Below are 14,801 nucleotides of genomic sequence, written 5' to 3' on the forward strand. Positions count from 1 at the left end.
GTGTCAACTTTTTTGCTTACTAAAGCCAATTAATATTGTTCAATGTTTATCGCGACTTGTGTCGTCTTTCGAATCGTTGTTATACAAAACCGATAGCATCGTACACTTTTCTCAACGTCGGCTCAGCTTTTGAGCGTGCTTTATCAGCACCTTCACGCATAATTGAAAACAGGTACGTTTCATCGTCACGGTATTGGTGATATTTAGCTTGTAAAGCCGTTAACATATCAATAACTTGTGTTGCTACTTCAGTTTTCAAGTGGCCGTACATTTTGCCTTCAAACTCTTTTTCAAGCTCAATTATCGGTTTGCCCGTGATGCCGGTTAAGATATCTAACAGATTAGAAACTCCCGCTTTATTTTTTAAATCATAACGTACAACCGGTGGCTCATCAGAATCGGTCATGGCTCGCTTAATTTTTTTCTCAATATCTTTTGGATTTTCAAGTAAACCAATGACGTTGTTACGGTTTTCATCTGATTTAGACATTTTCTTAGTCGGTTCTTGAAGTGACATCACTCTAGCACCGACTTTCGGAATAAAGGGCTCTGGTACCGTAAATATCTCACCATAAAGCGCATTAAAGCGCATCGCAATATCACGTGATAACTCAAGATGTTGTTTTTGATCATCACCAACTGGCACTAAATTAGCTTGATAAAGTAAAATATCGGCAGCCATAAGCACCGGATAATCAAATAAACCGGCATTAATATTCTCACTATGGCGTGATGATTTATCTTTAAACTGCGTCATACGGCTCAGCTCGCCAAAGTAGGTGTAGCAGTTTAATGCCCAGCCAAGTTCGGCATGGGCTGGCACATGTGATTGAACAAAAATGGTACTTTTTTGCGGATCGATGCCACAAGCTAAATAGAGTGCTAAGGTATCGAGCGTCGCTTTGCGTAGTTTTTGTGGATCTTGACGTACCGTTATCGCATGTTGATTGACGATACAGTAAACGCAATCATATTCATTTTGCAACGCCACCCAATTTTTTAAAGCACCTAAGTAGTTGCCAAGTGTTAGTTCTCCTGATGGCTGAGCGCCACTAAATACAATCGGTTTACTCATAATTTATTCCTAATCTGTTTTCTCTTTATTTGTGCTAATTATTTGTGCTAATTATTTTTTTGCGTCAGCTTTGGGCTGAGGTAATAAAGTTAATATATCTTTAAAATCATCCAGTAAAAAATCGGGATGACTGGTTGCAATAGATATACCATAATTATAACCATAGCTTAATGCAACTGTTGGGCAATTGGCATTTTTTGCCGCATCAATATCATTTTTAGAATCGCCGACAAATAATAATTGCGAGCTAAATAGTCCAAACGTTGCCATAACTTGATAAAGTGGCGCCGGATGCGGTTTTAATTTAATCACATCCCCACCGCCTAGCACTAACGAAAAATAGTCTTTAATGCCTAATGAACTGAGCAGTGCAGGTAAGAAATGCGCTGGTTTATTGGTCACTAAAGCTAAAGGGTAGTGATTATCGTGTAGGGTTTTTAACGTTTCTTTAACATGCGGAAACAGTTTTGTTTGGGCATCCATGACTTTGTCATAGTGTTGATTAAAGCGATCTTTTGCTTGATGAAATAATTCTGTAGAAGGTGTTACCTCAATGGCTTTAAACACACGTTCTAGCATAACATCAATACCATTACCCACCCAATTTTTGACTTGTTCATTGGTAACTGTCGGCAGATTTAAGTCGGCCAACATTTGCTTAGCAGCTAAGGCCAGTCCGGGCACACTGTCAACTAAAGTGCCGTCGAGATCAAAGGCAATTGCCTGAATATCATCAAGTTTAGGCATGTTTTACTCCTGATAACGCTTTTCGCATGGCATCAATAACGGTTTTATAGTCGGGTTGACCAAATATAGCTGAGCCGGCAACAAACATATCGGCACCAGCTTTTGCTATTTCGGCGATGTTTTCAACTTTTACCCCGCCGTCGATTTCAAGTCTGATATTTTGCCCTGATTCGACAATTCGCTTTTTCACTTGTTGTAGTTTTTTTAGCGTTGAGGGGATAAATGATTGTCCACCAAAGCCGGGATTGACACCCATTAATAAGATAATATCGACTTTGTCCATGACATAATCTAAATAATCCAATGGTGTTGCCGGGTTGAAAACCAAACCGGCGGTACAACCATGATCTCTAATAAGTTGTAATGAGCGATCAATATGAATGGTCGCTTCGGGATGAATAGATATGTTAGTTGCTCCGGCTTTTGCAAAAGAGACAATCAGCTCTTCAACTGGCGATGCCATTAAATGCACATCAATTGGCGCTTTGATTCCATAGTCACGAAGTGCCTTGCAGAACATTGAACCCATAGTTAAATTGGGCACAAAGTGGTTATCCATTACATCAAAATGGACTACATCCGCCCCGGCATCAAGTACTTTTTGGGTATCTTCGCCAAGACGGGCAAAATCGGCTGATAGTATTGATGGCGCTATAATAAACTCTTGCATAACATACCTCTACTGATAAAGCCTTTATCAATATCACTTTATGACTTTTGATATAAGGCTAAAATTTCATCAATTTTTTTGCGCCCTTCACCTGCGCAACTAATTGAGCGACGCATTTCAGCACGATAAAGATATCGCGCTTTATTGTATAAAGTTCTTGTATAATCAGTATCATGATTAGATACCAGAACCGGAACATTATTCTCATAAGCCATGTTTTCGGCTAATTGCGATAATTTCTTATGCTCATCAAATCCAAAATTATTGGAGTAGTAAGCAGTAAAACCTGCTGAGTCATTGGGCGAAAGATAGGGAGGATCGCAATAAATCACTGAATTATGTTTAGCTTGTTTCATGACATCATGATAAGGCGCACAAATAAACTCAGCATCTTGCGCTTTTTTAGCAAAAAAATAGAGCTCTTTTTCAGGGAAATAAATTGTTTTATAACGTCCAAATGGCACATTAAATAATCCACTGTTATTATAGCGACAAAGACCGTTGTAACAGTGGCGGTTTAAATAGACAAACAGAAGCGATCTAATGTACTGATCTTTGCTCCCATTAAACACATCTCTTAACTGATAAAATGCATCAGCTTGGTTATTTTGTTTACTAAATAGTAATTTAAGATCGCTGATAAACTTATCAGGACTTGTTTTTAATAAGTTATAAAGTGCAATTAAGTCATGATTGATATCAGCTAAAATATAACTTTTATAATTGGTGTTTAAAAAAACGGAGCCAGCGCCAACAAAAGGCTCAATGAGTTGATCCCCTTGTGGTAGATATCGCTTAATCGTGTCTACGAGCTCATATTTTCCTCCAGCCCATTTTAAAAAGGCTCGCTGCTTCTTCAACGGAAACTCCTATTTTGTTATTGCCAGGATAAATGAACGATATCCTTTATTATTTTGCAGTTTTTTCTTTATTGATCGTTGCACCAGATTTGATCCATGGTTTGTCGTTTTGTAAAGCATCGGGTAATGATTTAATCGCCTTTTTCGCTTCATCAGCGGTGGCGTAATTACCTTTAACTAAAATATACCAAGTTTCATTGTTACGTTTGGTTTCGTAAATCTGGTAATTGGTCAAATTATGTTTCTTAACGAGTTTTCTTAATCCCTCAGCTGATTTAGACGCACTAAGTTGGACTGCATAGTGTTCGTCTTTAATTATCGCTGAGTTTGTTGAAGTATTAATTTCTGGTTTATGACTAACAGGCTCAGGCTTCTGCGTAGTTTGTGGCGAAGCTGGCGGCGGTGTAGTCGGTTGGCTAGTGCTTGCTCCATTAGCCGAATTCGGTGCTTGTGTTGGGTTATTGCTATTTTCATTGCCGCCAGATTGCGTAACATGGCTCTGTGCACTATTTGAGCTACCATTAGTTGTCTGACTATCAACCGGTTGTGGCGGTTGAATAGCAGGATTAGGTTGCTGCTCGGTTACGCTATTTGGCTCTTCCGGCGGAACGCCATTGACTACCGGCGGCGTTAATGAAGTTGGTTCGTTATTTGTTGAAGGACGAAATACGACTAAGCTAAGTAATAACAGAATTATTACAACTGCCATAAGCATAATAGTCAATTTTCTTTTTGAGTAGTTTTGAAGAAAATTTGGCAATTGCATTAAAGGCGTAGACTTCTTGTAAGAATTTTCTGATACATATCGATCATTTTTATCTACACGCATATTCTCTCCTTAACCCAACATCTGGTTTATTGCTCAACAATTCAAGCCACTGAAGAATGTCAATGACTTAGATTTGCTCTATTTTCTCAATGATATAACCAGCAACACCTTTAGCACTTTGCTCATCAGTTTTTATTGTGATATCTGCTATCTCTTCATAAAGTGGTTCACGTTCACCGGCAAGCTCTTCATAAAGTTCTCTTGGGGTGTTACCACCTTGTAATAATGGACGGCGTTTATCTTTTTGAGTCCGTGCCATCTGTTTTTCAATGGTTGTTTCAAGATAAACAACAATACCACGTGCTGATAATCGATTCCGTGTCTCTTTAGATAAAACCGATCCGCCACCTGTTGCCAGTACAACACCTTGTTTTTCAGTCAATTCGTTAATGACTTTCTCTTCTCTGGCTCGGAATCCGTCTTCACCTTCTAAGTCAAAAATCCATGCAATATCAGCACCCGTACGTTTTTCAATCTCTTGATCGGAGTCAAAAAATTCCATGCCCAACTGTTGTGCAATTTGTCGGCCTATTGTGCTTTTTCCTGCCCCCATTGGGCCAATTAGAAAGATATTTCGCTTTTCTGCCATTGTAGTTTCATCATCTATTAATTTTGGTTAAAATTTACAACACAATATCAACTCGTTATGATTGGTAATATCATTTTGGTTTGTCATTGTGTAACTTTTCTTGGATCTCCGTCTAACGACAAAAATTTAGGTCGGTAATTATCTCAATAGATAGCCCCTTTTTGCAATAGGTATTTATCAATAGTTTTAGCTTATACCTGCTTGGTGCAAATCATGAATGTTTAAAGCACCGACTAATTCCCCTTCGCTATTGACTACCGGTGCAGCGGTAATGTTATGATCATTAAATGTTTTTAATGCTTCTACTGCTTTCCAGTTTTCGGGGATTCGATAACCCGGGCTGGTCATCACTTGGGCAATACTATCTTGTAAAGTGCCATTTTTTAACAATAAACGGCGCAGATCACCGTCTGTAAATACGCCGATTATTTGGTTATCGTTATGGCATATAGCAACCAAACCAACACCGGTACGGCTTAATTCTAGCATAGCATCAAGGACGGTTGCACTTTCCGGCACTTTAGGAATTAAATCACCTGTTCGCATGACATCTTTAACTTGATTAAGTAATTTTGCCCCTAAGCTTCCAGCCGGATGTGAACGCGCAAAGTCCTCTTCTTTAAAGCCTCTGGCACGCATGACAGCAATCGCAAGCGCATCGCCCATTAGCAGCGTGTTAGTTGAGCTTGAAGTCGGCGCCAGTCCCATAGGACAAGCCTCTTTTTCAATTGAGATATCCAGTACTGCTTGTGCCGCCTTAGCTAGTGGGGAGTCCAGCCCACCAGTGATAGCTATTACCGGAATATTCATGGCCGATAGTATCGGTAAAATAAAGTTAAACTCTTTAGCTCGCCCGGAGTAGGATATTAAAATCGCAATATCATTTTCAGTCACCATACCCAGATCGCCGTGTAAGGCTTCAGACGGGTGCATAAAAAAAGCCGGACTGCCGGTACTGGCAAGCGATGCTGCAATTTTTTTGCCAATGTGACCTGATTTTCCAATGCCGGAAACCACCACTTTGCCTTTGGTCGATAAGATCAGTTGGCAAGCTTTGATAAAATCTTTACCGAGTCGATTAGGTAACTTTTGTGCTTCTTGCAGTTCGAGCTCAAGCAGTTCTCGACCATACTGTAATAATTTATCCATTTCAATTAGCCTAGCGTTTGGGTAAATGTGAATGACAACTTTTTATGATTGAAACGATAAGTTAAACGAATATAAAAAGTCTGACTGTCAACAGTTTAACAATTAACTATTGAATATTCAAAAAGAAACGTTTTTTGTCAAGAAGTTTCAGAAAATGTATACGTTTCAGTATAAAACAGATTTTAAATTACGCAAAATATTTAGAACCCTAATGCGACTTTCGCCCCTAATATAATAAGTATCACACCCAATAATTTATCAATTAAAAATTGAATTTTAAAGTAGCGCCGTTGGACGGTTTGGGTCTGAAAAATAAAAACGACAAACGGCCACCATAACACAGCTAAAAGCCAGATAATTAGCGCCACTAAGCATTTATCTAAAAATGAAGATTGCGCATTGAGTAGTTGGGTAAAAATCGCTAAAAAAAACAGCGTTGCTTTGGGATTCAGTAAATTACAAAAGAGACCTTGCAGAAAGGCTGATTTAGCGGATATTTGGTCTCTAACCACGCCTTGACTGATATAGGTAGTCCCTCCGTTTCGGGCAAGCAGCGCTTTAATTCCCAGCCAAAAAAGATAAATCGCCCCGGCATAACGCAGTAAATCATAAATTAACGGTGTGGCAGTAATGAGCATAGCAATACCTGCGACACAATAACTCATATGAATTAAAATTGCCGTTATCACGCCAAAACATGTTAGCAGCGCTGTTTTTCGGTTATAACTTAAACTGTTTTTCAGCACCAGAAAAAAATCAGGGCCGGGCGAAACCATACCCAAAAAGCTGACGGTTGTAACTAAAACGATTGTATCAAGCGTCATTATTTGTCCTGTTTATACTCTTGAGCGGCATGATTTAACGTTGCTATATTGGACTTATTTTGTTCAATGAACTGTTTTTTATCAAAATTTGGGGTGGTTAAATAGTCCGTTAAAAATTTAGCGTTGGTATTAACTTGTGCGCCGTTTAAGATTAAACGAGGTAGATCAATTTGATAGATTGTTTGATCAGTTGATTTTTGTAGATTCTCCGTTTTGGCATTAGTTAATAAGTAAAGTTTGCGTTCTTTTTCAGAAAGGCGATTGATTGTTGGTGTGCCTGACCCCATCATGAGGTGATCGGGAAAGATATAAAACACCGTATCATCTAATAAATTATTTTCTTTTAAATAGGCAATAAATTTCCCTACATTGTGATCAAGGGATGCGGCCACAAACGACATGTTATCATCTTTTGGTGATATGACTGAGGTCATGCGCTCATCATTAAAACCATTTGGCGCATGCGTTGAAATGGTTGAGATAAATAGCGCAAAGGGCTTGCCGGAATTGTGCAACTGAGTAACCTGTTTTTGGGCGATATCTAAGATATCTTTATCGTATAATCCAAAAGGCGCGACCGGATATTGTCCCACATAATTTTTTTCAGAGATAACTTGCATGCCTAATAGTTCTGCGATGTGTCCAATACCAGCAAAATCGGGGCCAGACATAACATAGCGTGTTTGGTAGCCTGCTTGCTGAAGTACATCCCCCAAACTAACCAGCTTAGTTTTGTCCGCTTTCATTAAAGGCGAGGTGCTATATCCGCCAATTAAAAACGGCATACCCGTCATATAAGTATACATCGAGGCGGTTGTCCAGCTACTTCCTGCTGCCATTGGCATATTCGGGAAAAAGGTAAACTCTTGGCGTAATTGTCTTAAGTTAGGGGTGATATCGGCAAAATCAAAAAAGCCTTGCTCGAAGGATTCTAACGATAGAACGATAATATTTTTACCTTGCTGTGTGTGAACTTGTTGTTTATGTGGATAATCAACCATGTTCATCGATTGTAACGCTTGGTCGAAGGGTTTTTCATCGGCAGTGGTGACTTGATATATTTCGTATAAACGACTGAAAGGTCCGTTATGATAACTGAGCGATGCAATAGCTAAAGTGGCTAGCAATAAACGGTAAGGTAGACGAAATTTACGCCTACAAAAGTTCGCCAATTTGATTAATCCAATGATTAAGGCAAAAAAAACAGCAATGACTAAGACAGCTTGAAATTTAAAGATGAATAATCCTTCAATAATATCATTTATATTCAAGTTGACATAGAACTGATAGTCTATAAACCCGCCACTAAAATAGATAGAGGTCAGTTCCATAACAATAAAAACAGTCATTAACACAATTGTGTCTCGTCGCAAATCTCTGCTGCCAATTAAAGAAGCAGAAGTAATCGCTAAAATAAAAAGGGGTAATACCACCCATGTAGATAAAGGCATAAAATGTTGTACTCAAATTTTCAATAAAGCAATTAGCATCAGTATATACTTAATGATAAAAAAAATAAAAATCGCTATTTATAGATAGTGATAGAAGTTAGCTGGTTTTTGATTAATTTACCAACTAAATTTTTAATTTTATCGAATAAATTAGTAAATCCTTATATTTTATAAGGTTGTGTTTAATGATAATTATTGCTATTTAATGTTGATAATTAACAATAATAGCAATAAGATATGGCTAAAATTTTATCAAGGTTCCAGAGGTCTGCTATGCCGTGCCTATTACGGAAGATAGTTGTCATATTGTTCTTGTCCATTTCTCCTTTGTCTCTCTGTTATGCAGACATGTCTTTGCCTTCTCCTCAAACTCAAGACGGTATGAGTTTATTCGAAAGCCTAAAAAAACGCTCTTCAACGCCTGGTGGAGGGTTTCCGGCAGGTGCTATTTCAGATGAGGAGCTTTCGAACATACTTTGGGCTGCCAGTGGCTTAAATCGTGGTAAAACGGGTTGGACAGTGCCAATGGTAAAAGGCAAAGCTCCGTACGTTCGAATTTATGTCACTGGTGAGAAAGGTACCTTTTTATACGAATGGGAAGGACACTATCTGCGTGAAATAAATAATCAAGACTTGCGTGGCGATATTGCTATGCAAAATTTCACCAAACGTGCCGCTTACTCTTTAATTTTTGTCTCTGATAGCGAAGCATTAACCGACTTTTCGCCTGATCAGGCCAATGATTTTAGTCAGATAGCTGTCGGTGCGATGAGTCAAAATGTCTATCTTGCCGCGACAGCTTTAAAACTCAATGTTAGATATATTCATTCAATCAAACCAGATGTAATATCACAACAATTGCAACTACCGGAAAACAGCAAGCCAATTGGAATAGTGTTACTAGGTAAATAAGGAGTAAGGAAGTGAAACGATTTTTAACATTAGCATTGTTGCTTGTTGCCAGTATCGTTACTTTTGTACCAACATCTTATGCCACTGACAAAAAATATGAGTCTTGGAATGCCATTGTCGATGAAATGGATATCATTCTAAATGATGCTTATGACATCTACTTTATGAAAGATATTAACAAGGCAAAAGATCGTGTCAATAATGCCTATTTTGGCTTTTATGAAAAACATGGTGTTGAACGGGCGGTAATGTCCTATATTTCCGGTAAACGAGGCACCGATACCGAATATCAATTTGCTAAAATTAAACGTTTAATGACATCTAATGCACCGAATAAAGTGGTGCGAGCCGAAATCGATGTGATTTTAAAAATGCTGCATGAAGATGCTAATGAATTAGACGGCAAAAAAGAGAGTGGTTGGAGTGTTTTCTTCGCTTCATTTATCATCATATTCCGTGAAGGTTTAGAGGCGATATTGGTTGTTGCCGCAATCTCAGCTTATCTGGTTAAAACCAATAATAAACCGATGTTAAAAGTGGTTTACCTAAGTTCATTGTTTGCTATTTTTGTCAGTATTTTAACCGCAATTGCCTTACATACTATTGTTGGTTTGAGTGGCGCTAATCAAGAGATTATGGAAGGTGGCGCCATGTTATTAGCAACGGTAGTGCTCTTTTTTGTCAGCAATTGGATGATCTCCAAATCCGAATCCGAAGCATGGAAAAGTTATGTTGAAGGTAAAGTACAAACGGCTGTTACTACCGGTAGTAGTATTGCCTTGGGCTTTGCTGCCTTCTTAGCCGTGTTTAGGGAAGGGGCTGAAACTATAATCTTTTATCAAGCCATGTTAGCCGATGCTAAAGAGCATATGGATATGGTTTGGTATGGACTTGGCATTGGCGGGATAATCCTTGCCTTCATCTTTATTGTTATTCGTTTTGGTGCAATTCGATTACCACTTAAACCATTCTTCATCTGTACCAGTGTATTGATGTACATTATGGCAATTGCTTTTGCTGGTGGTGGTGTAAAAGAGTTGCAAGAAGCCGATATTATTCAGGTAACACCGGTTGATTTTATCAGTTCTGTTGAAATTTTAGGTATTTATCCTACGGTTGAAACATTAATTCCGCAAGTAGTAATGGTAATGCTCGTAATAGTATCTGTCTTATATTACAAATTTAAATCGACAAATAAGGCAGTTTCTAATTAAGTAACAAGATTGATTGTGACACAATGGGAAATTGTGTCGCATTAAAAGAGTAACAACACATAATCATAAACGAAGTTAAGGAGTATTCAATGAAAAAATTAGTTTTAGCCGCAGGTATTTCTTCAATCCTTGCATTTTCATCATTCGCCAATGCCGAAGCACCCGCACCCGGTGAGGAAAAAGGCTTTGAAGAGTTTCCAATTGGTGAAGAAGTGACAGTCGGTCCATTAAATGTGAGTGCTGTTTATTTCCAACCTGTTGATATGGAACCTGCTGGCATGGGCGGATTACCTGCATCAAAATCAGATATGCATTTAGAGGCAGATATCTCAGCTAATGAAGATAATGTTCTTGGTTATGGTATCGGTACTTTTGTCCCTTATCTAACAGTGAAATATAAAATCCAAAAAGAAGGGAGCGACAATGTTATCGAAGGTAACTTTATGCCAATGAATGCTTCTGACGGTCCACATTATGGTAATAACGTTAAATTAGACGGTGCAGGTAAATATAAAGTGACATTTATTATTGAAAGCCCGGAAAAACAAGGTTATTTATTACATGTTGATAAAGAAACCGGTGTTGAAGGTCGTTTCTGGACTACACCGTATGAAGTATCTTGGGACTTCGATTTTATTCCACGTGCATGGTAATTATCGTTTTTTTAAATAAATTTTTTTAATTTATGCAATAAGTCATATTGTTGGCGAGTAGCAAGCTCGCCAATAATATTGTAATAATTAGGCAATGGTTATGCTTCAATACCTTATCAATGTTACCGATAATACGTTTGTTCCTGTCATTATGATAGCGCTGCTAAGCGCAGTTATGGTTAAATCCAATTACTCTCATTGTAAAAGATACATTACCGTTGGTTTTTTATTAGGTTTTGTTGCTGCACTCATTTACGCCATTTTAAAACGCACTACCGGCATTGCCATTCGGGAATTTTATGATCTCGGTGTGATTATTCCTTGGTTGGTTATCGCTTTACCGCTTTTAATTTGTCTTCTGGTAAAATCTTGCCATAATCGATTTAGTCAAGCGCTGTTGATTGTTTTATCCGGTTTAGCTATTGGCTTATTATCTGCTCAATTTGTCCCGAATTTACTGCTTTATCCTTTTGAATTTGATGTTGGCATGGAGTCAATTTTTAATCATGATTACCTGTCTAAGTGGGTGGGCTACGGTTTTTCCTTAGTTGTCACACTCTTAATTGGCTTATTTGCTTACAGAATGTGCCTCAGACTCGCTGATAAATTTGTGGTATTGATAACGGCACTTGCAATCACTATTTTAACCCTTGCAAATGGCATCAATTTTATCCAAATTTTAATTGTCCGGCGTTTTATTGCGCCACAAAAATGGATGATGGAACTAGTCATTTTTGTGTTAGCGCATGTTAATTTATTTATCTTTGCATTTATGGCCATAGCGCTTTGCCTTACCGCCGTTTTATATTTTAAAGCCAATACAACCTCATTAGTCGGGAGCAATCCTGCGCAAGTGCGGAAACTCAAAGCTAAGTTACGTCAAGATAGGCGAACTTCCCTATGGATGATTGCCACAGTAGCCATAACTGCCTACACCGTAACCCGTGCCCGATACATTTTTGAAAAAGGGGTTGAACTTACCCCAGCTGAGCCAGTTACGCCCGATGCCAATGGTTTAATTGTCATCCCGCTTGAGAAAGTTAATGACGGTAATTTACATCGTTATGGATATAAGGCAACCGACGGCACACTTGTTCGTTTTATTGTCATCAAAAAAAGTGAAAATGCTTACGGCGTAGGGTTTGATGCTTGCGATATTTGTGGGGCAAGCGGTTATTATCAACGAGGCAATCAAGTTGTCTGTATTTTGTGTGATGTCGTGATGAATATTGCAACAATCGGATTTTCAGGCGGTTGCAATCCGGTACCGCTTAAATATGAAATTATCGACGGTAATATGGTGATTCGCCCGGCTAATTTAGAAGCAGAAAAAAGCCGCTTTAAATAAAAGGCGATTTGCAAAGGAAGAAAATATGTTTCGCAGAATGTTACTTAGCGTTTTAGTTCGTCAAAAAAAGAAGCTGTTTTTGATTGCCTTAACCGTTGCATTGGGCGTCTCACTAGCAACGGCTATGTTAAATGTGATGTTTGATGTAGGGGATAAAGTTAACCAAGAATTAAAAGCCTACGGTGCAAATCTCAATATCGTGCCTAAAGGTACAGCCTTAGTTAGTGAAATGTATCAGCTTGATAATAGTGAAACCGAGCAAGCAGTACAATACATTAAGCAAGATGATTTAGTCAAAATAAAGATGATTTTTTGGGCCTATAACATTGTCGATTTTGCCCCTTACTTAACCACTCAAGCAACCTTCCACGATAAACCGGTTACCGTTGTTGGAACATGGTTTAACAAACACTTAACCATTCCAACCGGTGATGAAGTTGATACCGGCATGTTAGCAATGAAATCCTGGTGGACGATAGACGGTAACACGATGAAAGATGATAATTTACAGGGTGTTATGGTTGGTGAAGTGATTGCTAAACAGTGGAATTTGCAAATCGGTGATAAAATTGAATTAACTTCACCTTATACCCAAAACCGGGCTACTTTAACCGTTAATAACATTTTCCACAGTGGCGGTATTGAAGATTCACAACTTTATGTCTCTTTACCTGTGGCGCAAAATTTAGCGAATAAAGCCGGATTAGTCGAGCGGGTTGAAGTCAGTGCCTTAACTACCCCGGAAAACGATCTAGCCCGAAAAGCCGCACAAGACCCTTCCAGCTTGTCACGTACACAGTGGGACACATGGTATTGCACCGCTTACATTAGTTCAATAGCCTATCAATTAGAAGAGTTAATGCCGGATGTCAAAGTAAAAGCAATTATGCAAGTTGCCGAATCGGAAGGCTCAATTTTGCAAAAAACGCAATTACTCATGTTACTGTTAACCATTTTATCGTTGATCTGCTCAGCGTTGGCGATTTCGAATCTGGTTACGGCTAATGTGATTGAACGCAGTACCGAAATCGGTCTATTAAAGGCTTTAGGGGCGACAAATACGTCGGTGGCAATGTTAATCTTAACTGAGATTTTAATTATTGCGCTATTAGGCGGCATAGCAGGTTATTTTATTGGATTAGGTTTTGCACAAATCATTGGGCACACGGTCTTTGGTTCGTTTGTTCAGCCTAAAATGATTATCATACCGTTGGTGCTTATTATGGTCAGTTTGATAACCATTCTCGGTAGCTTACCGGCACTACGGATTATGATGTTTTTACGCCCAACAGATGTGTTACATGGCAGGTAAAGGAAAAGGCAAAGATCATGATAAATAAAAATCAACGATTTATTATAAAAACGCTTGTCAGTTCCCTTATTCGTCGGCGTTCTCGAATGGCAATTGCTTTACTTGGTGTGGCTATTGGCGCAACGGTGTTACTGGGTATGGTAACGCTTTGTTATGATATACCACGGCAAATGGGGCAAGAGTTCCGCTCTTACGGCGCCAATATGCTCTTAATGCCCGCCAATAACCAATCGACTATGTCAATGGCGGATGTGACTAAAGTCGTTAAACTGTTACCGCAAGATAAGCTACTTGGCGTTACCCCATTTCGCTATGACGCAATACGCAGTAATCAACACCCCTATACCATTGTTGGGACTGACTTTAAGCAGGTTATTAAAACCAGCCCTTATTGGCAAATTGAAGGGAAACTTCCTGAGCATCCAAATGAAATTTTGATCGGAACAGATATCGCTAATTTTGCAAAATTGACCATTGGTAGCACGATGCCTGTCACGGGTAAATCGAAACAAAATGCCCGCTTTGATGAAGATTTAACTATTACCGGTATTGTTAAAACAGGGCGCTCAGAAGATAGTTTTATTTTTATTGCTTTGCATGATTTAGAGCAGTTTCTTGAAGAAAGCGATCAAGCTGAGGTGGTTGAAGTAAGTATTACCGCCACTCAAGATGAACTAAAACACGATATTGAGATAATAAAAAAGCAGTCCGATAGTATAGAGCCGCATCTAATTAAATGGGTAACACAATCGGAGTCCTCAGTATTAGGTAAGCTTTCTTCCTTACTTTATCTGGTGACGTTTGTGGTATTAATGTTAACGATGATATGTGTCGCAACCACCATGATGACAGTTGTAATGGAACGACGCAAAGAGATCGGGCTAAAAAAAGCAATCGGAGCGAATAATCGAAGCATTGCCAAAGAGTTTCTAGCTGAAGGGCTAATTTTAGGTGTTTTGGGGGGAATTATTGGTGTGATTTGTGGACTGATCTTTGCACAGGTCATTAGTACCAATGTTTTTGGGCGCACTATTAATGTTGAATTTTACCTTATCCCAACGACAGTTGTGGTATCAGCTATTGTGACAGTCATTGCGTGTTTAATTCCGGTAAAACGAGCGCTCGAAGTGGAGCCGGCATTAGTTTTACGTGGCGAATAGGATGTAAA

General features: G+C 38.8%; 15 protein-coding genes. 6 read left to right on the top strand and 9 right to left on the bottom strand.

Going from position 1 to position 14,801, the window contains the following annotated elements:
• Positions 1-79 precede the first annotated feature (79 nt).
• The 9 genes from trpS to GYM74_RS03125 form a co-directional block, all read right to left on the bottom strand.
• On the bottom strand, positions 80-1,075 hold the full coding sequence (gene trpS, locus GYM74_RS03085) for a tryptophan--tRNA ligase (RefSeq protein WP_220219033.1): 996 nt from the start codon (positions 1,073-1,075) through the stop codon (positions 80-82).
• A gap of 51 nt (positions 1,076-1,126) precedes the next feature.
• Positions 1,127-1,822, bottom strand: a complete 696-nt coding sequence (locus GYM74_RS03090; RefSeq protein WP_220219034.1) for a phosphoglycolate phosphatase — start codon at positions 1,820-1,822, stop codon at positions 1,127-1,129.
• Positions 1,815-2,492: a ribulose-phosphate 3-epimerase gene (gene rpe, locus GYM74_RS03095; RefSeq protein WP_220219035.1), complete on the bottom strand. Its 678-nt coding sequence runs from the start codon at positions 2,490-2,492 to the stop codon at positions 1,815-1,817. Before rpe ends, GYM74_RS03090 begins: the two co-directional genes overlap by 8 nt.
• A 38-nt stretch (positions 2,493-2,530) precedes the next feature.
• On the bottom strand, positions 2,531-3,352 hold the full coding sequence (locus tag GYM74_RS03100) for a Dam family site-specific DNA-(adenine-N6)-methyltransferase (RefSeq protein ID WP_220219036.1): 822 nt from the start codon (positions 3,350-3,352) through the stop codon (positions 2,531-2,533).
• A gap of 49 nt (positions 3,353-3,401) precedes the next feature.
• Positions 3,402-4,181 (bottom strand): SPOR domain-containing protein, encoded by a 780-nt coding sequence (locus GYM74_RS03105; protein WP_220219037.1) that lies wholly within the window; start codon positions 4,179-4,181, stop codon positions 3,402-3,404.
• A 67-nt stretch (positions 4,182-4,248) separates the two neighbouring features.
• Positions 4,249-4,770: a shikimate kinase AroK gene (aroK, locus tag GYM74_RS03110; protein WP_065634798.1), complete on the bottom strand. Its 522-nt coding sequence runs from the start codon at positions 4,768-4,770 to the stop codon at positions 4,249-4,251.
• A 186-nt stretch (positions 4,771-4,956) separates the two neighbouring features.
• Positions 4,957-5,919: an arabinose-5-phosphate isomerase GutQ gene (gene gutQ, locus GYM74_RS03115; RefSeq protein WP_220219038.1), complete on the bottom strand. Its 963-nt coding sequence runs from the start codon at positions 5,917-5,919 to the stop codon at positions 4,957-4,959.
• A 200-nt stretch (positions 5,920-6,119) separates the two neighbouring features.
• Positions 6,120-6,743 carry a LysE family translocator gene (locus GYM74_RS03120; RefSeq protein ID WP_220219039.1) on the bottom strand — a complete coding sequence of 208 codons (624 nt, stop codon included), beginning with the start codon at positions 6,741-6,743 and terminating at the stop codon, positions 6,120-6,122.
• Positions 6,743-8,194: an LTA synthase family protein gene (locus GYM74_RS03125; protein WP_220219040.1), complete on the bottom strand. Its 1,452-nt coding sequence runs from the start codon at positions 8,192-8,194 to the stop codon at positions 6,743-6,745. The genes GYM74_RS03120 and GYM74_RS03125 overlap by 1 nt, the downstream gene beginning before the upstream one ends.
• Positions 8,195-8,542: 348 nt before the next feature.
• On the opposite strand from GYM74_RS03125, the gene GYM74_RS03130 reads away from it, so the two are divergent.
• From GYM74_RS03130 to GYM74_RS03155, 6 genes are all read left to right on the top strand, one after another.
• Positions 8,543-9,106 carry a nitroreductase family protein gene (locus GYM74_RS03130; RefSeq protein WP_220219041.1) on the top strand — a complete coding sequence of 188 codons (564 nt, stop codon included), beginning with the start codon at positions 8,543-8,545 and terminating at the stop codon, positions 9,104-9,106.
• 11 nt (positions 9,107-9,117) lie between these two features.
• On the top strand, positions 9,118-10,320 hold the full coding sequence (locus GYM74_RS03135; RefSeq protein ID WP_220219042.1) for an FTR1 family protein: 1,203 nt from the start codon (positions 9,118-9,120) through the stop codon (positions 10,318-10,320).
• Between the two features lie 89 nt (positions 10,321-10,409).
• The gene (locus GYM74_RS03140) at positions 10,410-10,973 is read left to right on the top strand and encodes an iron transporter (RefSeq protein ID WP_220219043.1); all 564 of its coding nucleotides are present in this window, start codon (positions 10,410-10,412) and stop codon (positions 10,971-10,973) included.
• A gap of 100 nt (positions 10,974-11,073) precedes the next feature.
• Complete coding sequence (locus GYM74_RS03145; RefSeq protein WP_220219044.1) at positions 11,074-12,321, top strand: Fe-S-containing protein; 1,248 nt, start codon at positions 11,074-11,076, stop codon at positions 12,319-12,321.
• A 25-nt stretch (positions 12,322-12,346) separates the two neighbouring features.
• Entirely contained in the window at positions 12,347-13,633 is a 1,287-nt protein-coding gene (locus tag GYM74_RS03150; protein WP_220219045.1) for an ABC transporter permease, read from the top strand.
• Positions 13,634-13,650: 17 nt separating this feature from the next.
• On the top strand, positions 13,651-14,793 hold the full coding sequence (locus GYM74_RS03155; RefSeq protein ID WP_220219046.1) for an FtsX-like permease family protein: 1,143 nt from the start codon (positions 13,651-13,653) through the stop codon (positions 14,791-14,793).
• Positions 14,794-14,801 lie beyond the last annotated feature (8 nt).

It is taken from the genome of Gilliamella sp. ESL0405 (assembly GCF_019469205.1).
Lineage (GTDB): Bacteria > Pseudomonadota > Gammaproteobacteria > Enterobacterales > Orbaceae > Gilliamella.

What these genes read in the sequence shown, in the direction of transcription:
- GYM74_RS03140 (WP_220219043.1), top strand. Translation starts at nt 10,410, where the DNA reads ATGAAAAAATTAGTTTTAGCCGCAGGTATTTCTTCAATCCTTGCATTT.
- aroK (WP_065634798.1), bottom strand. Translation starts at nt 4,770, where the DNA reads ATGGCAGAAAAGCGAAATATCTTTCTAATTGGCCCAATGGGGGCAGGA.
- GYM74_RS03090 (WP_220219034.1), bottom strand. Translation starts at nt 1,822, where the DNA reads ATGCCTAAACTTGATGATATTCAGGCAATTGCCTTTGATCTCGACGGC.
- gutQ (WP_220219038.1), bottom strand. Translation starts at nt 5,919, where the DNA reads ATGGATAAATTATTACAGTATGGTCGAGAACTGCTTGAGCTCGAACTG.
- GYM74_RS03150 (WP_220219045.1), top strand. Translation starts at nt 12,347, where the DNA reads ATGTTTCGCAGAATGTTACTTAGCGTTTTAGTTCGTCAAAAAAAGAAG.
- GYM74_RS03105 (WP_220219037.1), bottom strand. Translation starts at nt 4,181, where the DNA reads ATGCGTGTAGATAAAAATGATCGATATGTATCAGAAAATTCTTACAAG.
- GYM74_RS03155 (WP_220219046.1), top strand. Translation starts at nt 13,651, where the DNA reads ATGATAAATAAAAATCAACGATTTATTATAAAAACGCTTGTCAGTTCC.
- GYM74_RS03130 (WP_220219041.1), top strand. Translation starts at nt 8,543, where the DNA reads ATGTCTTTGCCTTCTCCTCAAACTCAAGACGGTATGAGTTTATTCGAA.
- rpe (WP_220219035.1), bottom strand. Translation starts at nt 2,492, where the DNA reads ATGCAAGAGTTTATTATAGCGCCATCAATACTATCAGCCGATTTTGCC.
- GYM74_RS03145 (WP_220219044.1), top strand. Translation starts at nt 11,074, where the DNA reads ATGCTTCAATACCTTATCAATGTTACCGATAATACGTTTGTTCCTGTC.
- trpS (WP_220219033.1), bottom strand. Translation starts at nt 1,075, where the DNA reads ATGAGTAAACCGATTGTATTTAGTGGCGCTCAGCCATCAGGAGAACTA.
- GYM74_RS03125 (WP_220219040.1), bottom strand. Translation starts at nt 8,194, where the DNA reads ATGCCTTTATCTACATGGGTGGTATTACCCCTTTTTATTTTAGCGATT.
- GYM74_RS03120 (WP_220219039.1), bottom strand. Translation starts at nt 6,743, where the DNA reads ATGACGCTTGATACAATCGTTTTAGTTACAACCGTCAGCTTTTTGGGT.